Here is a 25,107-nt window from a genome sequence, read left to right on the forward strand (position 1 = left end):
TCTCATTCTATCTCATATGGAATGTGGAGGATTTTTAATTTTTTTAGAAAAAGGAGCAAAAAAGAGAGGGGAATGCTAGATGCCAATTAATATTCCGAAAAATTTACCTGCTGGGGAGCATTTACGTGAGGAGAAAATCTTCGTGATGGAAGAGGATCGTGCGAGAACACAGCAAATACGTCCATTAAACATATTAATTTTAAATTTGATGCCCGAAAAAGAAAAAACGGAGCTACAATTATTACGTTTACTAGGAAATACACCCTTACAGGTCAATATTACTTTTTTAAACACGGCTACTCATGAATCTAAAAATGTCAGTAAATCTCACTTACAATTATTTTACACAACGTTTAACCAAATTCGTCACCGACGTTATGATGGTATGATTATTACTGGGGCACCTGTAGAAAAAATGCCATTTGAAGAGGTTAACTATTGGCAGGAAATTGCTGAAATTATGGATTGGTCTAAAAAGAATGTGACATCCGTGCTACATATATGTTGGGGGGCACAGGCTGCGTTATATCATCATTATGGAATTGGAAAAATAGAGCTTTCTGCTAAATGCTCCGGCGTTTATTCTCATGTGATTACTGATTTAACAGTGGATTTAGTACGAGGCTTTAGTGATTTATTTACAGCCCCTCATTCTCGCTATACATCTGTCTCGATTGACGAGGTTCGCAATCATCCAGACTTACGCTTATTATCCTATTCAGAGGATGCAGGTGTGTTTATCGTGCAATCTAAAGATAATAAAAACATTATGATTACAGGTCATTTAGAATATGATGCGACAACACTGGCTGATGAATACAGTCGCGATGTTGCCAAGGGCATTGATATCAACGTTCCAGTAAACTACTTCCCAAATGATGATCCAGAAAAGGAACCGATGAATACATGGCGTGCCCATACACATTTATTGTTCTCCAACTGGTTGAACTACTATGTATACCAAGAGACACCATATGAATGGGACTTTGTGGACGAAATTGAATATCATATTTAAATAACAATAACAAAGTCTAATTTCTTCGCTAAGTAGCTGAAGGAATTAGACTTTGTTATTCTAAATTCTTCTTGTCAGAAACCGTAATATCTGGTTTAGCCTGATCTTTCTGATTGGAATCTGTAGCAACATCGTTAGTTGGATTATTTTGATTGGTATCCATATTATTAGGTTTCATCTGATTATCTTGGTTGGAATCTGTAGCAGCATCGTTAGTTGAATTATCTTGATTGGCATCCATTTTATCAGGCTTAGTGTGATTATCTTGGTTGGAATCTGTAGCAGCATCGTTAGTTGGATTATCTTGATTGGCATCCCTATTATTAGGTTTTATCTGATTATCCTGGTTGGAATCAGTAGTAACATCGTTAGTTGGATTATCTTGATTGGCATTCATATTATTAGGTTCCATCTGATTATCCTGGTTGGAATCAGTAGTACCATTGTTAGTTGGATTATCTTGATTGGCATCCATTTTGTCAGGTTTAGTGTGGTTATCTTGGTTGGAATCTGTAGTACCATTGTTAGTTGGATTATTTTGATTGGCATCCCTATTATTAGGTTTTATCTGATTATCCTGGTTGGAATCAGTAGTAGCATCGTTAGTTGGATTATCTTGATTGGCATCCCTATTATTAGGTTTCATCTGATTATCCTGGTTGGAATCAGTAGTAGCATCGTTAGTTGGATTATCTTGATTGGCATCCATTTTGTCAGGTTTAGTGTGGTTATCTTGGTTGGAATCAGTAGTAGCATTGTTAGTTGGATTATCTTGATTGACATCCCTATTATTAGGTTTCATCTGATTATCCTGTTGGGAATCCGTATTAGCAGGATTAGGTTGATTTCCTTGATTAGCATCCGTATTACCCACATCAGTTACTTGCCCCTGATTAGCATTCGCAGCCGCATTCCCTTGTGATTTTCGATTACGTATGACGGCTACAATAAGTAGCAGGATAGGTAATAAAATGGTAAAAATAAATGAATAGATAGGCCAAATTTCATTATTATAATTGTCGGAATGGACAATATCAGGATGAATAATTTGTGAAAGACCAATCATAATGATACCCATTGGTAAGATAAGTGGGCGGTGATCCTTCAGTTTCATAATTTGTGCAATTCCCACAACCGTTGTATAGAAGTACATAAAGGTCCGAATAAAAATAGATGTAATCCACATAAAAGCCATGATAATTTCAATACGCTGTAAAAAGTTGCCGATCGAGATTCTCTGTGCTAAAGCATAGCTAGGAAAAGTTCGGGAAGCCGTATTGGCTGCCCCTAATACTAGTATGCAAAGGGTAATCAATGTTACTAAAACAAATCCACCGAGAATCGTGCCTATGTAAAATCCTTTCTTTGAGGATTGCTGGACATTCACACTGGCAGGGTAAATCATTAATAACATAACTAGGGAAAAAGAAAAGACGCTCATAAAGCGAATAATACTATAGAACATGGATGTTTTGGATACTTCCATAATTGGTTGTATATTTTCAAACTTAATTTGTGGAGTAATACAAACAATAAAGAAAATAAAAATTAAGATAAACATAGGGAAAAGTATTTCTGCTGAGCGAGCAAAGGTCTCTAACCCTAAATAGGCAGCATACATAATAATAATGCTAAACAACAAGGCGAATGCCAGTGTGGGTGTTTCTGGCATTACCTCTGTTTTCATAAAAATGCCAATAAAGTATAATAGTTCTCCTCCCGAAAATAGGGTAAGGGACAGAAAACCAATCACTGTAATTTTTCCAAAAAAGCGACCGAAAATTTTTTCATTTGCCTCAATAAAATTCAGTGTGGGTGTTTGGTTGCCTAGCGTCAAAAATAATTTCACCACTAGTAAACTAAGGACAACTCCAATGCTGGCAGCAATCCATGCATCCTGCTTACTGGAGCTTGCAATAGTTAAAGGGATAATTAAAATGGCTGTACCGATAGAAAGGAGTGACGTAATAATTGTAAATTGTCTTGAACTAATGACTTCTTTTTCCATTTAACTGTCCTCCCATACATGTCGATGTGTCTACTATTTTGTGAGTGAAACGATAAAATCCTTAATGGGTGTAAAAATAAAAGTTACCAAATCTAAAGGGCTCGGGATATTTATTTTGAGAGCAATACCCATATTAAGTGCTGTCCCAATTAGTAAAAGAATAGAAAAAACAAGAATGGTCTTGGTTTCTTTTTGTCTTTTGAGCTTTGGGATAAATAGTAATGCAATAATGGCCGAAATAATGAAGACCGCTACCGCTAGTACCATGCTACTATTCCTCCTTTGGCTTTTTTAATAATGAATTTTGCATTGTGCCTAAGCCTTGTGTCGTTACTTTTACACGAACATGGACAGGAAGATCAGGAAAGATAGTTGGCCAATCATTTTTAATTTTTTTCCATTGTTTAGCATCTGCGCGATGAAGGGCATCCCCATAGCCTAAAACATCCACTTGGTATTGCTGCTGAATTTTTTCTAACGTTTTTTCAATACGTTCATCGATGCCTTGTGCTGTTTTTTTATTGATATAATCCATCGTTTTATTTTTTGTGAGATTAATATCACATTCGACCTCACCTACATTTTGCTCCACATCTATTTGGACATCAATTTGCGGTTTCCCATTTTGAAATGACCCCTTTACTTTTGTGGAGGATTGCGTAATCTCAGTCGAAAGAGTACCTTGTTTTGGACAGTTGACGATTTCAATGGTACTTTGTATTTTGTCACTGAGGAAGCTAATACTTTTACTTTCTCCCTCTGAAAGTAAACCAATGTATCGATCTCCTTTAAAGACAGCCAATCCTGCATATTTTAATAACACAGGAGTTTTAACACGTTGGACGTTTGTTTTATCGGCACCTAATCGTTTGTCCCCGTGAATTTCAATGGCAGAAATCAATGCGCCATTATCCTTTTCGTTGAGCCTCGTGACCAATTCGTCTATATTAATAGCAATTGTAGAGCCCCAAACTTTTTCAGAAACATTGAGCGAATTTAAGATTTTATTAGCAGGCACTTTTTCGATAGGGGTAAGAACATTTAACACTTCCTTAGCTGTAGCCTCATGAGACATAATGACATCGAAATCTTTTCTAAACTCATGGTCTCGTGCAATCAAATCCAATGAATCACTAATTCCTTCTTTGGCGAGGTCTTCACCTAAGATAACTACTTGTAAATGAGCAAAATAGGGTTTCCGAGCTGCAATAGTTGTCATTTTACGAATGGCCTCAAAAATTGTTTCCCCTCTCGAATGATAGCTAATAACTGGGGTGCGCTGAGTGGAAGCTTGTCGCATTGAAACCTCACTAGGATCAACGATTTGAACAGTAATTTCAAATTCGTCCTCTACTTTATCTATTCCAAGCGCTACGACAATGGCTAATTCATTTAATTCACGCTTACTCCAGCAGCCACTTAACAGTAAAGGGAGGATGCACAGTAAGCAAATTGTTTTTACTTTTGCCATAATTCATTCCTCACTTGTTCAGTAGTAGTTTTATTTCCTGCCTGTTCTTGTGACATATTTATGCCCTCTGACAACATTTTTCTGATTCACCAAACGTGGACGTTTTAATAAATGTCTGCGTGGGAGTAATAAAAAAGCATCTTTTTGGTCCTGTATAATGAATGGAGCAAATGGGCTTAAATATGGTACACCAAATGAACGAATGCTACATAAATGAAGAATAATAACCATAATGCCGAACATTACGCCAAATAGACCGAACATAGCAGCTAAAATCATTAATGGAAAACGCAGTACACGAATCGTATTGGACAACCCATAAGCAGGAAATAAAAAGCTACAAATGGCCGTCAATGCTACAATAATAACCATAACTGCTGAGACCACACCGGCATCTACCGCCGCCTGTCCGATAACCAATGTACCCACGATGGACACCGCTGGACCGATTGTTCGCGGCATTCGAAGCCCTGCCTCTCTTAGTATCTCAAAGGCAAGCTCCATAATAAGTGCTTCTACTACAGCAGGGAAGGGCACGCCTTCTCGTTGTGAGGCAATACTAATGAGCATGGGCGTCGGTAGCATTTCCTGATGAAACGTCGTAATCGCAACATAGAGAGATGGTGCTACCAATGCCAAACTAATACCAAAGAAACGTAAGATACGAATGAGGGAACTAATCATCCAATGTTGGTAGTAGTCTTCTGCTGATTGCAAAAAGGAAGTAAATAATGCAGGCACCACTAAGACAAAGGGGGTACCATCTACTAGAATCGCCACTTTACCATCTAATAATTCACCAGCTATCACATCAGGACGTTCGGAGTTGTAAACGGTTGGAAACATGGTGTTTTTAGAATCCTGAATAAAATCCTCAATATAGCCACTTTCTAAAATGCCATCGATATTAATGCGGTCTAACCGCGCTAACACCTCGGCCACAATTTTGTCACTGGCGATACCATGTATATACATCACAGCGACGTCTGTTTGTGTCACTTCACCAATGACACGGGACTTAATCCAAAGGTTTGGACTTTTTATTTTGCGCCGAATGAGCGCAGTATTAGTGCGTAAAGTTTCAGTAAAGGACTCCCGAGGACCCCTAATGACGGATTCGGTTGATGGCTCTGTCACAGCTCTATCTTTTGCACTTTTAGTGCTTGTTACAATGCCTTCCGCAAAGCCATCTAATAGAATAACGGTCTCACCATTCAGTATGGCATGATAAAGTGTGGTAAAATGCTCGATATTCATCACGTCACCAACAGTTAGGTAGGAACTTCGCACATATTGATTTATGGTAGTAATTTCTATTTCTTGTTCTTCCTCAATATTCGCCATTAATTTATCAATGACAGAATCCGAAATCATGGTTTTATCAGATAAGCCATCAATGGAAATAATGGCGAGCCGATGGGGTTCAGTTTCACCAATTGTAATTTCTCGTATTATGATGTCATTGCTGTGACCAAGAGTGTTTCGAATGACCTTTATATTTTTGGCAAGGGAAGTATTTAATAAATCGTCCGTTGTAAGGGATGGGGAGGGATCAATCTTATTTGATATGGACATGCGCTTTCCTCCTCAAATGAATGTTCATTATTTATAGAATGGACAACTTTATGCGGAGATAAACGAAAAAAGGAATGAAATTCTAGCTACTATTTTTCAAATAAAAAAACAGTATTTCCTTTCAAAGATTGAAAGGAAAATACTGTTTTATGTACGATACTCGTATTGTAATTCATCTAAACTAGCATCCACGTCCACATGTAAGTTATGATCGTTAAAGAACCATAAATCTTTTTCATCGATGTAATAGGTTACGCCATCTATGACTGCTTCAGCTCCAATAGCAATGGGCTCTTCTCGCGTCATACCTAGTGAAAAGCCTTCGTGAAAAGGACTTGAGCCACCATAGCGTGCATAAAAGCGAATAGTATCGCCTGGTTCTACTTCCATCTCTTGCTTGAACCATTGTAGGGCTTCATTTGTCAGTGCAATTTTCATAGCGAATGCTCCTCTCTTCCTACAGCCATTTTACCTTTGGCTCAGTGCCATTTTTAATACGTGCAATATTGGCACGGTGACGATAAATAATAAAGGTAAATAAAAAGGCTACCAAGATGCTTAATGCAAAGTCACCTGTAACAAAATAATAAACGATTGAATAGATAAGTGCTACTAAAGCGGCTATCATAGATGTTAGGCTGACGATTTTTGTGAGTTTCAATGTCACAAGAAAAGCAATTAGGAGCAAGACAAACAATGGCCATGAGTAGCCTAATAAAACACCTGCAGATGTGGCAACGGCTTTTCCACCACGGAAATTGGCGAAAATCGGAAACATATGACCAATCACTGCAACAAGACCTAGGATTAAGGGATGAATAGAACTGTCTGAGAATATGGGAAGTGCAGCTAGTAAGACAGCGGCAGTCCCTTTTAGAACATCCATCACAGTCACAACAATACCGGCCTTTTTTCCTAATGTTCGAAATGTATTCGTTGCTCCTAGATTACCGCTTCCGTGTTCTCGGATATCGGTATTATAAAAAATTTTACCTATCCATAGCCCTGAAGGTATAGAGCCGATTAGATAAGCACATAAAATAATAAGTCCATTGATCATAGTTGGACTCCTTTCATTCATAGTCCATCACTTGGTACTAATAGTTTGTAACAAGTATTTTACACTTTTTCTTGCTAATCTACAATGTTATGAAGGAGAATTCCTAAGGAGTCTTGAATTCAATACAAAAGAAACTAAATGTAAGTTGGAGATAGGCTTTTAGACATGATTGATGAAGGCACGAAAAAAGTCTTTCTTAAAATCTAGGCAAAATGGCAATTTTGTCAATCGTTCATTCCTTTGGTAGAATAGAAGTCTAACTTTATTCATTTACATGGAATGACGCAGAAACACTATTTTGCAACTAAATAAGCTACGATGCGTCAGGTGTTTACGGATACTAGTGGTTGTCTGTCTTGCTTAAATTCCAATTTTAAGCAACTGTTGAAGATGTTTACTATTGAAATGTTTATTAAAACTGTGAGCAATTTTTAAAAATTTAATTGGACCTGTCGCTAACTATTGACAGGAAATGCTATTATTATTAGGATGAGAACATAAATAGAACATGTGTTTGTTTTTTGGAGGGGAATTTTGTTGACGAATAAACAGTCACCTAGCGTCTATAATGATGACGCTATACAAGTATTAGAAGGATTAGAAGCGGTGCGCAAACGACCAGGCATGTATATCGGTTCGACAGATGGCCGTGGACTTCATCACCTTGTGTATGAAATCGTAGATAATGCGGTGGATGAAGCATTGGCTGGCTTTGGATCTCATATTATTGTCAAGATTCACAAAGACCAGAGTATTAGCGTACGTGATTTCGGCCGTGGAATGCCAACTGGTATGCATAAGATGGGTAAACCTACTCCTGAAATTATTTTTACCGTCCTACACGCAGGTGGTAAGTTTGGACAAGGTGGTTATAAAACAAGTGGCGGTTTACACGGCGTAGGTTCTTCTGTTGTGAATGCGCTATCAACTTTTTTAGAAGTAACCATCCATCGTGATGGGAAAAAATATCGCCAGCGCTTCGAGCATGGTGGACATCCAGTGACAACACTTGAAGAAATTGGTCAAACAAAACAAACAGGAACGCTTGTTCATTTCCTACCTGATGAAACAATCTTCTCTGTCACAAAATTTAATTATGATACATTAGCAGAACGTTTACGTGAGTCGGCTTTTTTATTAAAGGGCTTAAAAATTGAATTAATCGATGAGCGCGAGGAAGGCAAAAATGATGTGTTCTTTTATGAGAACGGCATTGAAGCTTTCGTTGCGTATTTGAATGAAGAGAAGGATGTTCTTCATCCTGTGAAATATGTTGAGGGTATTCAAGATGATATTGAAGTAGAGTTTGCCTTCCAATATAATGATGGTTATTCTGAAACGATTTTATCGTTTGTCAATAATGTACGTACACGAGATGGCGGTACACATGAAACAGGTGCAAAAGCAGCCTTGACGCGTGTCTTTAATGAATACGCAAGAAAAATTGGCTTATTAAAGGACAAGGACAAAAACTTAGAAGGAACGGATATTCGAGAGGGCTTAGCGGCTATCGTATCTGTTCGTATTCCAGAGCACTTATTACAATTTGAAGGACAAACAAAGGGCAAGCTTGGTACGAGTGAGGCTCGTTCAGCGGTAGATAGTGTGGTGTCTGAGCAAATTTTATATGTGCTAGAGGAAAATGCTGAATTGTCAGCGTCTCTTGTGCGTAAAGCGATTCGTGCGCAGCAAGTGCGTGAGGCGGCTCGTAAAGCCCGTGAGGATGCACGAAATGGTAAGAAAAACAAAAAGGGTAGTACGATTCTGTCTGGGAAATTAACGCCTGCACAGTCACGTAATGCGGCGAAAAATGAATTATATTTAGTCGAGGGTGATTCAGCGGGTGGTTCTGCAAAACAAGGTCGTGATCGAACATTCCAGGCGATATTACCACTGCGTGGGAAAGTTATTAACACAGAAAAAGCCAAGCTACAAGATATTATGAAAAACGAAGAAATTTCAACGATTATTCATGCGATCGGTGCAGGTGTAGGTACAGATTTTGCTGTGGAGGATTCAGCCTACAATAAGGTAGTCATTATGACCGATGCTGATACGGATGGTGCGCATATTCAAGTATTGCTACTAACGTTTTTCTATCGTTATATGCGTCCGCTCATCGAGGCTGGAAAAGTCTTTATTGCGTTACCACCACTTTATAAGGTTTCGAAAGGAACTGGCAAAAAAGAAGTGATTGAATATGCTTGGACAGAAAACGATTTACAAAAGGCCATCAAACAAGTTGGAAAGGGTTACATATTACAGCGCTATAAAGGTCTTGGAGAGATGAATGCTGACCAGCTATGGGATACAACAATGAACCCTGACACACGGACATTAATTCGTGTCACTATCGAGGATGGTGCACGTGCAGAGAGACGTGTCACGACGTTAATGGGCGATAAAGTAGAGCCACGTCGTAAATGGATCGAAGCCAATGTAGACTTCGGTATGGAGGATGATGCTAACATTTTAGAAAATGAATTCATCCAACAAGAGGAGGGCCAAGCATGAGTAGTACAGAAAAGTTTCAAGATTTACCTTTAGAAGAAGTAATGGGTGACCGTTTTGGTCGCTATAGCAAATATATTATTCAAGACCGCGCGTTGCCAGATGCACGTGACGGTCTTAAACCAGTACAGCGTCGTATTTTATATGCAATGTTTACGGAAGGTAATACACATGAGAAACCGTTTCGTAAATCGGCTAAGACAGTCGGAAATGTAATCGGTAATTACCATCCGCACGGAGATAGCTCAGTCTATGAGGCGATGGTTCGTATGAGTCAGGATTGGAAAGCTCGCCATATGCTTATAGAAATGCATGGGAATAACGGTTCGGTTGATGGAGATCCACCAGCAGCCATGCGTTATACGGAGGCAAGACTTTCTGCAATTGCTGGTGAAATGTTACGAGATATTGGGAAGAAAACGGTTGAATTCGTACCAAACTTCGATGACCAGGATATGGAACCAACTGTTTTACCAGCTCGTTTCCCTAATTTATTAGTAAACGGCTCTACAGGGATATCTGCGGGTTATGCAACAGATATTCCACCGCATGCATTAGATGAAGTGCTGGATGCTGTTTTGATGCGCTTAGACAAGCCTACTGCGACAGTGGATGAATTGATGACAGTTATCAAGGGTCCTGATTTCCCTACAGGCGGAATTATTCAAGGTGTAGACGGCATTAAAAAGGCATATGAAACAGGGCGCGGTAAAATTATTGTCCGTGCACAAGCTGTGGTCGAACCTATCAAGGGCGGAAAAGAGCAAATTGTCGTTACCGAATTACCATACGATGTGAATAAAGCGAATCTTGTGAAAAAAATTGATGAGCAACGTGTAGATAAACGCCTTGAAGGGATTGCTGAAATTCGTGATGAATCAGATCGTACAGGGTTACGTGTCGTTATCGAGCTGAAAAAGGATGTTCCTGGACAGGGGATTCTACAGTACCTATTTAAAACAACAGATTTACAAGTAGCTTACAATTTTAATATGATTGCCATTCATAATCGTCGTCCAACGATGATGACATTACCATTATTGCTGGATTCCTATATTACTCACCAAAAAGAAGTGGTCACAAATCGTTCTATATATGATTTACAAAAGGCAAAGGATCGCTCCCATATCGTGGATGGCTTAATTAAAGCCCTATCTATTCTAGATGAGGTTATTGCTACGATTCGTTCTTCTAACGATAAGAAGGACGCCAAGCTCAATTTACAGGCGAAGTTCGATTTTACTGAGGTACAGGCAGAGGCGATTGTGAGCCTGCAATTATATCGTTTAACGAATACCGATATTACAGAACTCCGTCAAGAACAGGATGACTTAAACAAATTGATTGCCAAGCTAGAAGGAATTTTACAAAGCGAGGCCAAGCTTGTACGCGTCATTAAACAAGAATTGCTAGATATTAAAAAACGTTTCACAGAGCCACGTCGCTCGAAAATTGAACAAGAAATAGAAGAAATTAAAATTACATTAGATGTCCTTGTTCCAAGTGAAGAGGTTGTAGTGACTGTCACGAAAGATGGCTATATTAAACGTACATCTACACGATCCCATGCCGCCTCCAACGGTCAAGATTTTGCGATGAAAGATTCCGATTACTTATTGTATGAAGCAAACTTAAATACACAACATCATCTATTGTTATTTACAAATAGAGGGAATTATATTTATCAGCCTGTTCATGAATTACCTGATATTCGCTGGAAGGACCTTGGACAGCATATTTCAAGTATTGTGCCAACAAGTGAAGATGAGTCGATTATTGCAGTCTATGGCTTTGAAACATTTGAACAGCCAAATATGTATATTTTAACTGCTACGAAAGATGGCCAAATTAAACGTTCGCCATTAGCAGATTATGCTGTGACGCGTTATTCGAAGCCAATTAAAACAATGAATGTTAAAGCGGGCGATGCAATGATTTATGCATCGTTTATAACTGATGATGCGGAACTGCTCTTAACAACTGATACGGCCTATGCCATTCGTTTCCCTATTGAAGAACTACCAGTTACTGGAGTGAAAACGGGCGGTGTTAAAGGTATTACGCTAAAAGATGGAGAAGCTTTAGTCGGGGTCAATGTCCTACAGCCAGACGAAACACAATATGTCGTTATTGTGACACAACGAGGGGCTGTAAAGAAAATGAATGTTGCAGAGGTAGAAATAGCAAGTCGTGCCAAGCGTGGACTTAAAGTCCTTACAGAATTAAAAGCAAATCCTCATCGAATTGTCGCTGTTATTCAAGCAACAGACGATGAGCAGGTTGTGATTGAAACTGAAAAAGGCATACAAGAGGTTATCGATGTCCAAGCATTGACGCGCGCTGATCGCCATTCTAATGGTTCATTTAAAGTGGACATTGCAACAGATGGAGCCATCTCACATGTTTTAACGGCCAAAAAAGAACAAAAACCAAGCTAACATCATGCCCAGTATCTATAAGTAGAGCTGGGCTATTTGTTTATAGTGGCACAACTATCCAAAATTAGCATCTTGTCATTTAAGATCAACTATGGGTATAATAAACATCGAAAAGTTCATAGCGAAAGAATGTAGGGGGGCTAGTTATGGCTAGCTGAGATTGTGTCCGATAGACACTGACCCTTTGAACCTGATTTGGCTCGTACCAGCGTAGGGAACATCTATTCAAAAAAGCAAATGTTTTGGAGATTGATTGCAATACGTCTGGGAGGAATCCTAGGCGTTTTTTTGTTTTCTAAGCAATATCTTACCAACCGTATAATACGCTTTCTTCTGGTGACAACATTCATTCATGAACACTTTCATATTACAAACTGGGAGGACCTAGCATGAAAAAATGGTTATTTATCCTATTAGCTACTCTATTGACGTTAGTAGGCTGTAGCGACAAGGAGGACAAGCAGTCTGCTGATACAAAGAAAAAGGTATCAGTGGTACTCGATTGGACACCGAATACGAATCATACAGGATTGTATGTTGCGAAAAAGCTCGGTTATTTTGAAGAAGTAGGCTTAGATGTTGATATTATAATGCCAGGAGAGGCAGGAGCCGATCAGCTCGTAGCTTCTGGTAAGGCAGAATTTGGCGTGAGTTATCAGGAGGGCATTACACAGGCTCGTGTTCAGGATGTGCCACTTGTTTCGATAGCGGCCATCATCCAGCATAATACATCTGGATTTGCTTCTGTAGCGTCAAAGGGTATTACCTCTCCAAAGGACTTTGAAGGAAAAACATATGGGGGCTGGGGAGCACCTCTCGAACAAGCGGTATTACAATCATTAATGCAAAAAGAAAACGCTGATATTAATAAATTAGACATTGTCAATGCGGGAGATTTAGATTTCTTTACGATGATGAAAAAGGACATCGACTTTGCTTGGATTTATTATGCATGGACAGGTATTGAGGTAGAGCTTCGTGGGGAAAAAATTAATATGCTGTATTTAACGGACTATAGTGATCAGTTAGATTACTATACACCTGTTTTAGCAACCAATGAAAAAATGATTCAAAACAATCCAGACAGCGTCAAAGCTTTTGTTGCGGCTGCATCGAAGGGCTATGAATATGCCATCGAGCATCCGAATGAAGCGGCTGATATTTTACTAGAAGCGGCACCAGACTTAGATAAGGAGTTAGTGCATAAAAGTCAAGAGTGGTTGGCTGATAAGTATCAGGATGACGCTAATCAATGGGGGGAGCAAAAGCTTTCTGTGTGGGAAAACTATGCTAAATGGATGTCGAGTAACAAAGTGTTAGAGGGCGAATTTGATGCTAAACAGGCGTTTACGAATGAGTTCCTACCGAAAAAGGAGGCCAATTAACATGGCAAATTCATTAATCAGTGTCCAAATCATTCCGAAGACAGAGAAATACGAGGATGTCATTCCTTATGTGGATGCGGCCATTGCGGTTATTGATGCATCTGGTGTGAACTATGAGGTTCATCCCCTTGAAACAACAATGGAAGGTGAGCTTACAACGCTTCTTCAAATCATTGAAAAAATGAATGTTAAGATGGTCGAGCTAGGAGCCATTAATGTCATTACACAAGTAAAAATTTTATATCAACCAAATGGGATTACCATGGCTACATTAACGGAGAAATATCATTCATGAAACGGGCATTACAAAAGGGAAGGACGATAATGTTTATCGCCTTCCTCTTATTCATATGGGAGCTTGTTGTGCATATCGCTGATGTTCCTCCCTGGCTCCTCCCAGCACCAAGCATAATCTTAAAGGAAGGCTTTCAATCATATCAAACGTTTCTGCCACATGCTCTGGCTACTGTGGAATTAGCTTTACTTGGACTTGCTATTGGGGTTGGCTGTGGTCTAACCGTGGCGATTGTTTTGCATCGTTTTACTTTCATTCGGTCGTTATTTTATCCGATTCTCATTATGTCGCAAAATATACCCATTCTTGTATTGGCGCCGTTACTTATTATTTGGTTTGGCTTTGGCTTATTACCAAAGCTCATCATTATTTGTCTAGTATGCTTTTTCCCTATTGTCATTGCGGCAATGGACGGTTTTCGTCAAACAGCACCCGAGTTAAAGCATTACTTCGAAATGATTGGAGCAACGAAGGCCCAAACGTTTTGGAAATTAGAATGGCCACATGCCTATCCGGCAATTTTCTCGGGCGTAAAAATTGCTGCTACCTATAGTGTAATGGGAGCAGTTATTGCGGAATGGCTTGGTGCAAAAAAGGGAATAGGCGTATACATGACCTTAGCACAATCTTCCTTCCGTACAGATCGAGTGTTTGTCGCCATTTTTGCGATTGTCTTGCTAAGCTTATTGTTGTTTAGTAGTATCCGCTTGCTTGAAAAATTAATGGTAAAGGGGAGAGGTTATCATGCTCAGCATTCAAAACATCGCTAAATCGTTTGACAGTCTACATGTACTTGACCATGTTTCCTTTGATGTCAAGGATGGTGAGTTTGTGGCCATAGTAGGACCATCTGGCAGTGGTAAGAGTACCCTTTTTCAATTAATTGGTGGGGTCTCTTTGGTTGATCAAGGGACGATTTTATTAAATGGAGAGGAGATTCAGCAAAAAAGAGGCGCAATTGGCTATATGCCACAGCAGCCTTGTTTACTTCCTTGGCGTACTATTTTAGAGAATGTAACAATTGTCGAGGAATTACAGCAAAATCCAAATGTTGAACGTGCAAAAGGTTGGCTTGAAAAGGTGGGGCTTGCTTCCTTTAGTCAAGCTTACCCATACGAGCTCTCGGGAGGGATGCAACAACGTGTGTCTTTTATCCGTGCCATTGTCAGTGATAAACCTATTTTATGTCTAGATGAACCATTTTCTGCGCTTGATGAATTTACAAGACTGGAAATGCAGGCATGGCTCCTGTCCATTTGGGAAGAGCATAAAAAATCTATCTTATTCGTCACACATAGTATTGAAGAGGCCCTCTTTTTAGCCGATCGTATAATTGTTTTATCGAAACGGCCTGCAACAGTGAAAAAAGAAATAATTGTGCCATTTGAGCGCCCCCGCAAAGAAGAAATTCGTCATTCTGCCACATTCACAGCCTTGAAGCAACAGTTATTCACGTATTTACAGGAAGAAAAGGGGGATTTGAATGTTGATTGATGCCCATATTCATTTAGATCAATATAAGGACGTGGAAATACCTTCATTATTGGCAGAAGTAGAGGCATTAATTGCGGTAAGCATGCAGTTGTCCTCCTGTCAAAAGACGTTGCATTTAGCGAAGGTCTATCCCAAGGTGAAGGCGGCTTTTGGGTTTCATCCTGAACAGCCTTTACTGGATGAAATAGAAGAGAAGGCTTTATTTGATTGGATTCGCGCGCATCGTGATAACATGGTAGCGGTTGGTGAGGTCGGTTTACCCTATTATTTAAGGCAAGAACAAGCCTTGGATGTTCGTCCATATGAGGCTTTATTGGAACGATTTATCGTATTGGCTAAGGAATTGGGCAAACCAATTGTGTTGCATGCTGTATATGAGGATGCTAGCATCGTGTGCGATTTGCTAGAAAAGCATCAGCTTTGTCAGGCTCATTTCCATTGGTTTAAAGGGGACGAGGCAGTCATGAAACGCATGATTCGGCGAGGTTATTTTATCTCTATTACGCCTGATGCCTTGTATGAAGAGGAAATTCAACAGCTAATTCAAATCTACCCGATTGACTTAATGATGGTAGAAACAGATGGCCCATGGTCGTTTGAGGGACCTTTTACAAATAAACCAACGTCTCCGTGGATGATGCATTCGACGATTGAGGTGATTGCAGCCATCAAGGGATTGTCTATTCAGCAAGTGGCTAAAATTATCACTCAGAATACAAAAAACTTTTATCGACTTTAAGGTAACGTGGCAATTGCCACTTATGTTTTCTACAATAATAAAAGCAGTATAGGATATCAATTAGTTATCCGTATACTGCTTTTTATGTTTAGTAAAATCATGCATCAATTTCTCTGTTTTTGTTTTGGTGGTGCGTTCATGTGTGCTGAAGGAATTGGATTGGCGATTTTTCTCTACATCCTTGCCAGCAGTTCTTTTTATATGCATCCGCTTCTTTTTCGCCCTAGATTGAGCCATTTTCATTCCCTCCTTTTAACAATTATAGTAACGAAAATGAATGAAAAAGTAAAACCTCGTAAGCAAGAACTTACGAGGTTTATGAAATCGATTTAGTGAGATACGTCCTGTACAGAAATACCTGTGTTTGCTTTAACGTCAACTTCACGATATTTTGCATCATCAGTTTCTTTAGAAAGTAATGTGCCGATGAAACCACCAAGGAAACCAAGCGGTACAGAGATTAAGGCAGGGTTCGTTAACATAATTAACGGATCACCAACAAAAATCGCCTTGCCTTCAACTGGATTCCATACGTTTGGTGACATAGCTACTAATACTAATGCAGAGATTAAGCCTGTTAACATCGCTGTAACAGCACCAGCTGTATTAAAGCGTTTCCAATAAATTGTGTAAATAATAACTGGAAGGTTAGCGGAACCTGCAATACAGAATGCTAAAGATACTAAGAATGCAACGTTTAATGTTTGTGCACCAAGAGCTAATAGAATAGATATTACAGCGATTGTAATCGAGCCAATACGAGCTGCAAGAACTTGCTCTTTTTCAGTAACTTTACCCTTTTTAATGATTTGACCATAAATATCATGTGATAGGGCAGAGGCACCTGAAAGTACAAGGCCTGCTACTACCGCTAAAATTGTTGCGAATGCTACCGCACAAACGAATGAGAATAGAATGTCGCCTCCTAGTGCTTCTGCAAGAAGAGGGGCTGCCATATTACCTGCAGCGTTAGCCGCAATAATATCTTCTTTTCCAACGAATGCTGCTGCACCGAAACCTAAGAAAATGGTTAAAACGTAGAATATACCTACAATCCAAGTTGCCCAAATAACAGATGAACGAGCCGTTTTTGCATCTTTTACTGTAAAGAAACGCATTAAGATATGTGGAAGACCCGCAGTACCTAATACTAATGCAATTAACATTGAAATTGTGTCAAGTCCCTCTGTATATTTTAGACCAGGATTTAAATAAGCAGCACCATTATCAGTCACTGTAGACATTTCCTTGAACATTGTTGCAATACTGAAGCCAAACTCTTTTAATACTAAGAATGAGATAATCACTGTACCTAGCATTAAAAGACAAGCTTTAATAATTTGAACCCATGAAGTCGCTGTCATACCACCGAATAATACGTAAGTTGTCATCATGAAACCTACGATCAATACAGCTACCCAGTAGTCGATACCTAAAAGTAATTGAATAAGTGCTCCTGCACCAACTAGTTGTGCAATCATGTAGAATAAAACAATGGTAATAGTGCTTAAAGCAGCTGTTCCACGTACTTTCGCATTATTGAAACGCGCTGTAATCATGTCAGCTAAAGTGAACTTTCCAAGGTTACGTAATGGCTCAGCAACGATGTATAATACCACTAAGTAAGCGACTAAATAACCAATAGAGAAGAAGAATCCGTCAAATCCAAATAGTGCTACTGCACCTGCAATCCCTAAGAAAGAGGCTGCCGATAAATAGTCACCTGCGATAGCTAGTCCATTTTGCCAGCCTGTTAAGCCCCCACCAGCTGTATAGAAGTCACTTGCAGAAGAAGTTCGTTTAGATGCCCACCATGTGATAACTAATGTTAAACCAACAATGGCTACAAAGAAGAATATGGCTGTAAAGCTCATTCCGTTATTCATCGGTGGCCACCTCCGTTCTCGTATTCTGCGATAATTGCTTTAGCTTCTCTGTCAAAGCTATTTGCTTTAGCTACATATAAATGACATAACCCCCATGTCATAATGAATAGCCCTGCGGAATAAATCCACACCCAAGTAATTTCCCCAAATGCCTTTTGGTGTAGAATTGTTGTGTACGATGTCAGAATTGGTAACAACATGTAGGCCAATAAAAATATGGCAGTCATAGACCAAAGAAAAGAGTTCTTTCTACGTACAAGAGACTTAAACGATTCTTGGTTTGCAATTGCATCATAGTCAATCACGACACCTTTTTTTGCTTGATTGTTCGCCATTAACATTCCCCATTTTGTGTATATTTTTTCTGCCTTAAGACTTGATTTTGCTAGTTTAGTGAATTCACATTCTCATTTTATGAAAGAGTTCACAAAATTGCAATACATTTCAGAAAAATTATGTAAAAAAAATTTTTCTGAAAATAGTCCTGAAAGAGAAAATAACCTCCTAAATCAAGAATATATAGGGTTTTAGAATATTCAGACAAATAAATGAAGCAAAGAGAAATCTAGATTCTTAACAAAAAAAGAACGATAAATTTATAAAAATGCCTAGATTTTTTATCCATATTTAAATACTATTGCCTTAGTGAAAATTGGTTTTTTTCTGTATTTTGGAAGTCAAATAATATTGTTCGATAAGTAAATTGCTAGTTGTGGAATAACAAAAAAGGCGAAAAACTCGACCAAAAATCGAATTTTTTGCCTATTTTTTTGTATATTTTGAATTTCGGTTCATTATGCATAAGGTGCATAAAAATTAATGTGAAATATCAGATACAGAAACGCCAGTATTCGCTTTTACACGAATTTCTTTATAAATACGCTCGGCCTCTTCAGTCGGTACTTTACTAGATGAAAGGACTGATCCCAAATAACCTGCAATAAAGCCTAATGGAATGGTAATAATGGCCGGAACAGCTAGTGGTACAAGTGGCTTACCAACAAAAATAGCTGCACCTTCAACAGGACTCCATACATTTGGTCCCATCGCTCCTAAGATTAAACAAGAAATTAACCCTGTTAGCATGGCTGCTACAGCACCAGTAGAATTGAATTTCTTCCAATAGATAGTATAAAGAATGACAGGTAAATTTGCGGAAGCACCAATACAAAACGCAAATGACACTAGAAACGAAACGTTTAAGCTTTGTGCAAACAGCGCCAAAACAATAGAGACAATTGCAATGGAAATAGAGCCTGTACGTGCTGCAACTACCTGTTGCTTTTCTGTTAATTTTCCACCTTTCATAATTTCTCCATATATATCATGTGAAATCGCGGATGCTCCTGTTAATACTAAGCCAGAAACGACGGCTAAAATTGTTGCAAAGGCTACAGCCCCAATAAATGCCATTAACACATCACCGCCTAAATAATGTGCGAGTAGTGGAGCAGCTGTGTTACCAGCCTTACTTTCAGCTAAAATTTGATCGAGACCGACAAAGTTTAACGCGCCGAATCCTAAAAATATAGTTAACGAGAAGAAGATAGCTGTAATCCAAGTTGTCCATGAAATAGAAGAACGAGCTGTTTTAGCATCTTTTACAGTAAAGAAGCGCATTAATATATGTGGTAAACCGGATGTTCCTAAAACTAGGGCCATCATCATAGAGACAGAATCAATCGTGCTTGTGTATTTAATTCCTGGTACAAGGAATTCCTCCCCATGATCGACTGCAATTGTGTCAAACATTTTCATTAGAGAGAAATCAAACTTCACTAATACTAATGTTGCTAATAAGCCTGTCCCGAATAATAGTAGACTAGCTTTAATAATTTGCACCCAAGACGTCGCTGTCATGCCACCGAATAAAACATAAGTAGTCATCATTACACCGACAATTAACACAGCAACCCAATATTCAATGCCGAACAGTAGTTTAATCAATGCGCCTGCACCTACAAGCTGTGCAATCATATAAAGAATCACAATAATAATCGTACCTGATGCAGCTACGCCACGAATTCGCTTTTCATTAAAACGAGCCGTTAACATGTCAGCTAGTGTATAGCGGCCTAAATTGCGCATAGGCTCAGCAATAACGTATAAAAGCACTAAATTGGCTACAACATAGCCCACTGAGAAGAAGAAACCGTCAAAGCCAGTTAAAGCAATCGCACCCGACACCCCAAGAAATGCCGCTGCTGATAAATAATCACCAGCAATGGCAAACCCGTTTTGCCATCCCTTTAATCCGCCGCCAGCTGTGTAAAAATCAGCTGCTGAGGAAGTGCGCTTTGCTGCAATATAGGTAACAACGAGTGTTAAACCAACAATAGCTAAAAAGAAACCAACGGATACAATATTCATTTAGTTACCACCTTTCGTTTGATACTCGGCTAACACAGCAGCTGCAGCTTTATCGAATGAAGCAGCTTTTTTTACATATACTGTACAGAGCACGATAGTCATCACAAATAATCCAGCTGAGTACACCCATACCCCTGTAATATTTCCGAAGAATTTTTGTTGTAGTACAGGCTGGAATGCGAGGATTGGAAGTAGGATATAAAGAATAAGAAACAGTGCTGTAATCGAAAAAAGAAAGGTGTTTTTCTTTTTCACAAAACTATTGAACGATTCCATAGCCTCGATTGCATGATAATCAATAGGTTGTGCTTGTTTTTTACTAGAAACATTCGCCATTATTATTCCCCCTAAAGTTATATATTTCTGTTTTAAACGACATATTTCTTTTTCGTTCGTCGTTATATTCACTTATTTTATGGGGGATATTCTTATAATGCAATACTAAATTTTGAGTTTTTATAATTTTTAGTCATTTCATTTTTATGGTAATAACATAGAAATATTAAGGATTTAATAGAGAAATATTGTTTGAAAGAGAGTGATTATTTTTATTGATATAATATTCTTAAAATAGCTTGCTGCTAATAAAAATGATTGCGGGAGAAAATTTGCACTTAAAAGAGAATTTTCTGTATTTTATTATTCTGCTATTAAAATTCCAGATTCATAATAAGGTGAAGAATCGTTTGTTATATAACAATCGTTATTTTCTTTGGGAAATAACGAAAATAATAAAAAAAAGCTATGAAAAAATTTCTGAAAAAGGAGAGCTATTCGGAAGAATAAGTATGATGGAGTTCCAAAATTAGTTAATGTTCACAACTTACACAAAATGCATTGCTTGCGGAAGTTCATTATCTTGTATTTGGTATCTAGAATGCATAAAATAAGGTGAAGAAATGAAGGGATGTGTGCAATACAAATGAAAAAGAAAAGCATACTGCTAGTTTTAGTACTAGCAATCAGTAGCATTTTAGCTGCTTGCGGAAGTTATAAATTTGAGCCATCTTTAAACATTGAGGTTCAAGATTTTAATGTAACCAATCAAAAAAATGAACAGGTAAGCCTGGATGATTTAAAGGGCAAGCCGTGGTTGGCTATGTTTATTTTTACAAACTGTACAACAATCTGTCCGCCCATGACATTTAATATGACAGAGGTACAGCAGGCACTGCAGGATGAAGGCCTTGAAGATTATCAAATTGTTGCATTTAGTGTAGATCCAGAAGTGGATAAGCCAGATGTATTAACAAACTACCTAAATACGTATAACGTTGCAGATGAAAGCAAGTGGCAGCTACTAACAGGTTATCAGCAAAAATTTATCGAGCAATTTGCACGTAAATCATTCAATTCTTTAGTCAAAAATGATCCTAACTCAGACCAAGTCATACATATGTCGAGCTATTATTTAGTGAATGCAGACGGCACAGTTGTAAAAGACTATGATGGCGCGACGAACGTACCAGTTGAAACAATCGTTGGAGATATGAAGGCACTTATTAAGGAGAGCAAGTAACGCAGAGGTCCATGGGACTTCTGTGTTTTTTTGTGGTCTAGGGAGTCTCCTTCAAAAATGCATTCGTCTCCATTTACTTTCTCAATATTGCACAGATTAGTCCATAAAATTTTATATTAATTGTTATGTATATACGCAAGTAAAAGCCCCTCTCGAAATTCGTTTTTGACGACAAATTTTGCTATTAAGAAGCTCTAGTATTATGATGATAATTGACTATCCCATCACATATCCTTATACTGTTCTCATATTTCATTTAGAAAAAAGGATGATTTAAATGAAAAAAGCAGTGAAAATTGCCTCCTAAATCCAATAAAACATTTTAGGAGGCGTAAAAAATGGAATTTAATTTGATTGACCGTGAGAATTGGCACCGCAAAGAGTATTTTGAACACTATTTACAACAACAAACAACCTTTAGTATAACGAATGAAATTAATATTACTGTTTTGATGGAGAATTTAAAGAAAAAGAATTTTAAGCTATATCCCGCGTTTATTTTTATGATGACTAAAATAGTCAATGCTCATCAAGAATTCAGAACTAACTTTAACGAAGAAGGGCAATTAGGTTATTGGACGGAAATGTTACCATCTTACACAATTTTTGAAAAACAGTCGTGCACATTTTCTTGCGTTTGGACATCCAATTTAACTCCATTTTCTGAATTTCACAAACAATACGAGCAAGATGTAGATATGTATAAAGGTACAGGTCGAATGTTTCCAAAAATGCCTGTGCCAGAAAACAATATCCCAATCTCTATGATTCCTTGGTGTTCCTTTACTGGATTTAATTTGAACATTCATAATGGTGGAGATTACCTACTACCAATTATAACCGGCGCTCAGTATACGCGTATAAATGGGGAGTACCACCTACCAATCTCCCTACAATTTCATCATGCCGTTTGTGATGGTTATCATGCAGGTATCTTTATGAATGAGCTGCAAGGACTTGCTGATAATAGTGCGGAGTGGCTATAGTTTTTTTATGAAAGAAGCTGTGATTACAGCTTCTTTTTATTGCCGTAAGCATAAAGCCAAGTCTAGTGAGAGCTTTCTATTTGAATGGAATTTATAGTATGCTAACCAAAAGGGAGGAGAGGAATCTATGATTAAACAACTGATTATCGGCGACACATTGCATGAATTAGCCGCTACACGCCGCATTTTGGAACGTTTGCCTGAGGAGCACCTGTCGTGGAAGCCGCACGAGAAATCGATGACACTTGGTGGGTTAGCCACACATTTAATCAACTTACTGAACTGGCAAATCGCAATACTTCAGCACTCAGAGTTTGATCTTTTGACAGTACCGCTGCGAAGGGAGCCAATAAATAAGCAAGCTTCCATTCTGAATGAATTTGATGAAAACGTAGACAAGCTTGAAAAGTTGCTAGCTGAATGTAACGAGAAGCTGCTTGCTGAAGAATGGACATTACGTCAAGGTGAACATATCATCCGCAGTCAGCCACGAGCCATGGCGTTCCGTACCTTTGGATTAAGCCATATGATTCACCATAGAGCGCAACTCGGAGTATATTTACGCCTTCTCAATATTCCGGTGCCCGGCAGCTACGGTCCCTCGGCTGATGAAGAAGCACCATGAATGAAGTTTCTTAATTCGATAAGAGCAGAATCTTAATCTACCAATGATAAAAAGGAATGTCCAAAACGAATTGTCTTAAAAACGACAAAAAGTTTTGGGCTTTTTATATTTTGCTGGATTAATAGGGTATTAGAAGTATTAGATTTACTTCGATACATGACATACCAGAGATGTTATTAGTACATAAGTGGATGGTCAAAAAAATTTAAAATTGGAGGGTGATAAATAATATAAATCCCTTATCATTGAAAGGTGGATGATAAACATCAATATAGCGTAATTACTGATTAATGAGAAATGAAATTATTAATATAGTAGTAGCTATTAAGAAAAAATAGCTGAAAGAGTTGATAGGATATGACAACGGGATTGATAATTACAATAGTGATTGGATCTATTATTAAATTGTTAATGAGCCCACCAAGTATAGCTGTGGCGTGGCTAGTAAATAAATTTGAGCTTCATAAAGAACTCGACTCAAAAGAGGTTACGATCTCATTTAAGGGAAAGAATTTAGAAGAGAGAGAAAAAATAAGATTTATAGACTTTTTTAACAAAGCTATCTTTTTGAAAAAATATTATATATTTCCGGGCAATGAAAAATTATTTTTACAGCCTGAGACGAATGTTACACCTTTTATCATCAACTTAAAAAGTGGTAAAAAAGATGTGAATTTCTTAATTTTTCCCTACGACAATCATGTGGATGTAGTCAGGAAACGTAAGGAGAAAGTGATTTCATATAGTCTAAGTTCAGAAAGTCTACAAAACTTCACTATTTAAACTTCTAATGCGATTTTCGAAAAAATAGGGATTTGGTCGTACTTCGGTTATCGGTGCGAAATCCCTTTTTTTATACGAAATTATAGAGGGATAGAATAGGACATAGTTTTGTAGTGAATGTACTTGGTATCTTAATGGGTATTCTGGATGATGCGTTCAATGTTGCTTCTATCCTCCAAAGGCTTCTACAAGAAGTGATTCATATAAAATTAGAAAATGATGGGACGGTTTGAGGTAGATGTTATGACTTTTTAAAGAGAAGAGTTAGTTTTAATATATAAGGGCGCTTTCCTGGAAAGTGCTTTTTTAGATTCATTTATTATTACTTAATATGTGAGCTTATTATAATAAGGGTAATTCCCGTAAATAGGCAAATGATTCTCGTCACAGGAATTTTATCAGCTAATCCAAATAATGCAATTGCAGTCGTGACAATTAAAACGGTTGGGCCAAACAAAGCAAGCATTGTATTAATATAGAATGCTTTTTCCAAGTTATTCAGCTTCAGCATTAACAATCCAGCACTAACTTCAATACTTCCAGATAATACACGTAAAATAACCATAGCAAGAAGCGATTTATCAATTATTGTCATCATCCTATCTTTATAGATAATTTTCGCTTATTTTATAATTTCATGATTAGGCTAATAATAGACTCCTGTTTTCAAGCAATATTAAAATCAATATATGTAGGATTCATATTTAATATTCTTTTTATCTGATACTTTAAAGTTATTAAGTTAATAGGTAAATTTCTAGTTTTATTGTAGGTAAGGTTAGAATTTATCCTAATTACAAACAAATTATTAATAGTATAAAAATCTACTTGTTTTCGAGCACAACTTTTGAAGTGATTGATACCCCTGAGAACTTCAATCATACGTCCCTAATACCTACACCCTTTTGAAGCCAAAGAATACGATAATAAAAAACTATTATTGTATT

General features: G+C 37.9%; 24 protein-coding genes and 1 riboswitch. Of the genes, 12 read left to right on the forward strand and 12 right to left on the reverse strand.

Features of this window, described 5'->3' with window-relative positions:
* The first annotated feature begins 79 nt into the window (after positions 1-79).
* Positions 80-1,015, forward strand: a complete 936-nt coding sequence (metA, locus tag ACP3VS_RS10555) for a homoserine O-acetyltransferase MetA (RefSeq protein ID WP_012294631.1) — start codon at positions 80-82, stop codon at positions 1,013-1,015.
* Positions 1,016-1,070: 55 nt separating this feature from the next.
* Here metA and ACP3VS_RS10560 read toward each other — a convergent pair whose 3' ends face one another.
* From ACP3VS_RS10560 to plsY, 6 genes are all read right to left on the reverse strand, one after another.
* Entirely contained in the window at positions 1,071-3,023 is a 1,953-nt protein-coding gene (locus ACP3VS_RS10560; RefSeq protein WP_426388650.1) for an endospore germination permease, read from the reverse strand.
* Positions 3,024-3,056: 33 nt separating this feature from the next.
* Positions 3,057-3,290 carry a hypothetical protein gene (locus ACP3VS_RS10565; protein WP_426388652.1) on the reverse strand — a complete coding sequence of 78 codons (234 nt, stop codon included), beginning with the start codon at positions 3,288-3,290 and terminating at the stop codon, positions 3,057-3,059.
* A gap of 4 nt (positions 3,291-3,294) precedes the next feature.
* Positions 3,295-4,494: a Ger(x)C family spore germination protein gene (locus ACP3VS_RS10570; RefSeq protein ID WP_012294628.1), complete on the reverse strand. Its 1,200-nt coding sequence runs from the start codon at positions 4,492-4,494 to the stop codon at positions 3,295-3,297.
* Between the two features lie 30 nt (positions 4,495-4,524).
* Positions 4,525-6,069: a spore germination protein gene (locus ACP3VS_RS10575; RefSeq protein ID WP_426388654.1), complete on the reverse strand. Its 1,545-nt coding sequence runs from the start codon at positions 6,067-6,069 to the stop codon at positions 4,525-4,527.
* A 147-nt stretch (positions 6,070-6,216) separates the two neighbouring features.
* Positions 6,217-6,507 carry a HesB/YadR/YfhF family protein gene (locus ACP3VS_RS10580; protein ID WP_031416033.1) on the reverse strand — a complete coding sequence of 97 codons (291 nt, stop codon included), beginning with the start codon at positions 6,505-6,507 and terminating at the stop codon, positions 6,217-6,219.
* A 19-nt stretch (positions 6,508-6,526) separates the two neighbouring features.
* The gene (plsY, locus tag ACP3VS_RS10585; protein ID WP_031416032.1) at positions 6,527-7,129 is read right to left on the reverse strand and encodes a glycerol-3-phosphate 1-O-acyltransferase PlsY; all 603 of its coding nucleotides are present in this window, start codon (positions 7,127-7,129) and stop codon (positions 6,527-6,529) included.
* Between the two features lie 537 nt (positions 7,130-7,666).
* Between plsY and parE the strand changes: the two genes are divergently transcribed.
* The 7 genes from parE (at position 7,667) to ACP3VS_RS10620 (ending at position 15,991) form a co-directional block, all read left to right on the forward strand.
* Positions 7,667-9,643, forward strand: a complete 1,977-nt coding sequence (gene parE / locus ACP3VS_RS10590; RefSeq protein ID WP_031416030.1) for a DNA topoisomerase IV subunit B — start codon at positions 7,667-7,669, stop codon at positions 9,641-9,643.
* Complete coding sequence (parC, locus tag ACP3VS_RS10595; protein WP_289448959.1) at positions 9,640-12,078, forward strand: DNA topoisomerase IV subunit A; 2,439 nt, start codon at positions 9,640-9,642, stop codon at positions 12,076-12,078. Before parE ends, parC begins: the two co-directional genes overlap by 4 nt.
* A 123-nt stretch (positions 12,079-12,201) precedes the next feature.
* Positions 12,202-12,312: riboswitch (TPP riboswitch) on the forward strand.
* Between the two features lie 155 nt (positions 12,313-12,467).
* Positions 12,468-13,463: an ABC transporter substrate-binding protein gene (locus ACP3VS_RS10600; protein ID WP_426388658.1), complete on the forward strand. Its 996-nt coding sequence runs from the start codon at positions 12,468-12,470 to the stop codon at positions 13,461-13,463.
* 1 nt (position 13,464) lies between these two features.
* A complete protein-coding gene (locus tag ACP3VS_RS10605; RefSeq protein ID WP_426388660.1) occupies positions 13,465-13,758 on the forward strand; it encodes a thiamine-binding protein in 294 nt (97 codons plus the stop codon).
* The gene (locus ACP3VS_RS10610) at positions 13,755-14,528 is read left to right on the forward strand and encodes an ABC transporter permease (protein WP_031416026.1); all 774 of its coding nucleotides are present in this window, start codon (positions 13,755-13,757) and stop codon (positions 14,526-14,528) included. The genes ACP3VS_RS10605 and ACP3VS_RS10610 overlap by 4 nt, the downstream gene beginning before the upstream one ends.
* Positions 14,503-15,252: an ABC transporter ATP-binding protein gene (locus tag ACP3VS_RS10615; protein WP_281486433.1), complete on the forward strand. Its 750-nt coding sequence runs from the start codon at positions 14,503-14,505 to the stop codon at positions 15,250-15,252. Before ACP3VS_RS10610 ends, ACP3VS_RS10615 begins: the two co-directional genes overlap by 26 nt.
* A complete protein-coding gene (locus ACP3VS_RS10620; protein WP_036161772.1) occupies positions 15,242-15,991 on the forward strand; it encodes a TatD family hydrolase in 750 nt (249 codons plus the stop codon). The genes ACP3VS_RS10615 and ACP3VS_RS10620 overlap by 11 nt, the downstream gene beginning before the upstream one ends.
* Positions 15,992-16,051: 60 nt before the next feature.
* On the opposite strand, the gene ACP3VS_RS10625 is transcribed toward ACP3VS_RS10620, so the two are convergent.
* The 5 genes from ACP3VS_RS10625 to ACP3VS_RS10645 all read right to left on the reverse strand — a co-directional run bounded on the left by ACP3VS_RS10625 (position 16,052) and on the right by ACP3VS_RS10645 (position 20,583).
* Entirely contained in the window at positions 16,052-16,228 is a 177-nt protein-coding gene (locus ACP3VS_RS10625) for a hypothetical protein (RefSeq protein WP_227256847.1), read from the reverse strand.
* Between the two features lie 92 nt (positions 16,229-16,320).
* A complete protein-coding gene (locus ACP3VS_RS10630; RefSeq protein ID WP_036163773.1) occupies positions 16,321-17,865 on the reverse strand; it encodes a solute symporter family protein in 1,545 nt (514 codons plus the stop codon).
* A gap of 8 nt (positions 17,866-17,873) precedes the next feature.
* Entirely contained in the window at positions 17,874-18,212 is a 339-nt protein-coding gene (locus ACP3VS_RS10635) for a DUF485 domain-containing protein (protein WP_031416022.1), read from the reverse strand.
* Between the two features lie 481 nt (positions 18,213-18,693).
* Entirely contained in the window at positions 18,694-20,247 is a 1,554-nt protein-coding gene (locus ACP3VS_RS10640; RefSeq protein ID WP_031416021.1) for a solute symporter family protein, read from the reverse strand.
* A complete protein-coding gene (locus ACP3VS_RS10645) occupies positions 20,248-20,583 on the reverse strand; it encodes a DUF485 domain-containing protein (protein WP_012294615.1) in 336 nt (111 codons plus the stop codon).
* 586 nt (positions 20,584-21,169) lie between these two features.
* Here ACP3VS_RS10645 and ACP3VS_RS10650 point away from each other — a divergent pair.
* The 4 genes from ACP3VS_RS10650 to ACP3VS_RS10665 all read left to right on the forward strand — a co-directional run bounded on the left by ACP3VS_RS10650 (position 21,170) and on the right by ACP3VS_RS10665 (position 24,160).
* Positions 21,170-21,766 (forward strand): SCO family protein, encoded by a 597-nt coding sequence (locus tag ACP3VS_RS10650; RefSeq protein WP_012294613.1) that lies wholly within the window; start codon positions 21,170-21,172, stop codon positions 21,764-21,766.
* A gap of 338 nt (positions 21,767-22,104) precedes the next feature.
* Complete coding sequence (gene catA, locus ACP3VS_RS10655) at positions 22,105-22,752, forward strand: type A chloramphenicol O-acetyltransferase (RefSeq protein ID WP_036163740.1); 648 nt, start codon at positions 22,105-22,107, stop codon at positions 22,750-22,752.
* Positions 22,753-22,879: 127 nt separating this feature from the next.
* Positions 22,880-23,377: a DinB family protein gene (locus ACP3VS_RS10660; RefSeq protein ID WP_289448960.1), complete on the forward strand. Its 498-nt coding sequence runs from the start codon at positions 22,880-22,882 to the stop codon at positions 23,375-23,377.
* A gap of 357 nt (positions 23,378-23,734) precedes the next feature.
* Entirely contained in the window at positions 23,735-24,160 is a 426-nt protein-coding gene (locus ACP3VS_RS10665; protein WP_031416018.1) for a YfmQ family protein, read from the forward strand.
* A gap of 322 nt (positions 24,161-24,482) precedes the next feature.
* Here the strand turns inward: ACP3VS_RS10665 and ACP3VS_RS10670 are convergent, their stop codons facing one another.
* Entirely contained in the window at positions 24,483-24,758 is a 276-nt protein-coding gene (locus tag ACP3VS_RS10670) for a YqhV family protein (RefSeq protein WP_012294608.1), read from the reverse strand.
* Positions 24,759-25,107: the final 349 nt, after the last annotated feature.

This window comes from Lysinibacillus sp. VIII_CA, from assembly GCF_049943995.1.
Lineage (GTDB): Bacteria > Bacillota > Bacilli > Bacillales_A > Planococcaceae > Lysinibacillus > Lysinibacillus pinottii.

Bases quoted from the DNA above. Each gene is read 5' to 3' on its own strand.
- ACP3VS_RS10645 (WP_012294615.1), bottom strand. From the start codon at position 20,583: ATGGCGAATGTTTCTAGTAAAAAACAAGCACAACCTATTGATTATCAT.
- ACP3VS_RS10600 (WP_426388658.1), top strand. From the start codon at position 12,468: ATGAAAAAATGGTTATTTATCCTATTAGCTACTCTATTGACGTTAGTA.
- ACP3VS_RS10570 (WP_012294628.1), bottom strand. From the start codon at position 4,494: ATGGCAAAAGTAAAAACAATTTGCTTACTGTGCATCCTCCCTTTACTG.
- ACP3VS_RS10650 (WP_012294613.1), top strand. From the start codon at position 21,170: ATGAAAAAGAAAAGCATACTGCTAGTTTTAGTACTAGCAATCAGTAGC.
- ACP3VS_RS10560 (WP_426388650.1), bottom strand. From the start codon at position 3,023: ATGGAAAAAGAAGTCATTAGTTCAAGACAATTTACAATTATTACGTCA.
- ACP3VS_RS10575 (WP_426388654.1), bottom strand. From the start codon at position 6,069: ATGTCCATATCAAATAAGATTGATCCCTCCCCATCCCTTACAACGGAC.
- ACP3VS_RS10665 (WP_031416018.1), top strand. From the start codon at position 23,735: ATGACAACGGGATTGATAATTACAATAGTGATTGGATCTATTATTAAA.
- ACP3VS_RS10580 (WP_031416033.1), bottom strand. From the start codon at position 6,507: ATGAAAATTGCACTGACAAATGAAGCCCTACAATGGTTCAAGCAAGAG.
- catA (WP_036163740.1), top strand. From the start codon at position 22,105: ATGGAATTTAATTTGATTGACCGTGAGAATTGGCACCGCAAAGAGTAT.
- ACP3VS_RS10610 (WP_031416026.1), top strand. From the start codon at position 13,755: ATGAAACGGGCATTACAAAAGGGAAGGACGATAATGTTTATCGCCTTC.
- ACP3VS_RS10615 (WP_281486433.1), top strand. From the start codon at position 14,503: ATGCTCAGCATTCAAAACATCGCTAAATCGTTTGACAGTCTACATGTA.
- parC (WP_289448959.1), top strand. From the start codon at position 9,640: ATGAGTAGTACAGAAAAGTTTCAAGATTTACCTTTAGAAGAAGTAATG.
- ACP3VS_RS10635 (WP_031416022.1), bottom strand. From the start codon at position 18,212: ATGGCGAACAATCAAGCAAAAAAAGGTGTCGTGATTGACTATGATGCA.
- plsY (WP_031416032.1), bottom strand. From the start codon at position 7,129: ATGATCAATGGACTTATTATTTTATGTGCTTATCTAATCGGCTCTATA.
- metA (WP_012294631.1), top strand. From the start codon at position 80: ATGCCAATTAATATTCCGAAAAATTTACCTGCTGGGGAGCATTTACGT.
- ACP3VS_RS10620 (WP_036161772.1), top strand. From the start codon at position 15,242: ATGTTGATTGATGCCCATATTCATTTAGATCAATATAAGGACGTGGAA.
- ACP3VS_RS10565 (WP_426388652.1), bottom strand. From the start codon at position 3,290: ATGGTACTAGCGGTAGCGGTCTTCATTATTTCGGCCATTATTGCATTA.
- ACP3VS_RS10670 (WP_012294608.1), bottom strand. From the start codon at position 24,758: ATGATGACAATAATTGATAAATCGCTTCTTGCTATGGTTATTTTACGT.
- ACP3VS_RS10625 (WP_227256847.1), bottom strand. From the start codon at position 16,228: ATGGCTCAATCTAGGGCGAAAAAGAAGCGGATGCATATAAAAAGAACT.
- ACP3VS_RS10630 (WP_036163773.1), bottom strand. From the start codon at position 17,865: ATGAGCTTTACAGCCATATTCTTCTTTGTAGCCATTGTTGGTTTAACA.
- ACP3VS_RS10640 (WP_031416021.1), bottom strand. From the start codon at position 20,247: ATGAATATTGTATCCGTTGGTTTCTTTTTAGCTATTGTTGGTTTAACA.
- ACP3VS_RS10660 (WP_289448960.1), top strand. From the start codon at position 22,880: ATGATTAAACAACTGATTATCGGCGACACATTGCATGAATTAGCCGCT.
- ACP3VS_RS10605 (WP_426388660.1), top strand. From the start codon at position 13,465: ATGGCAAATTCATTAATCAGTGTCCAAATCATTCCGAAGACAGAGAAA.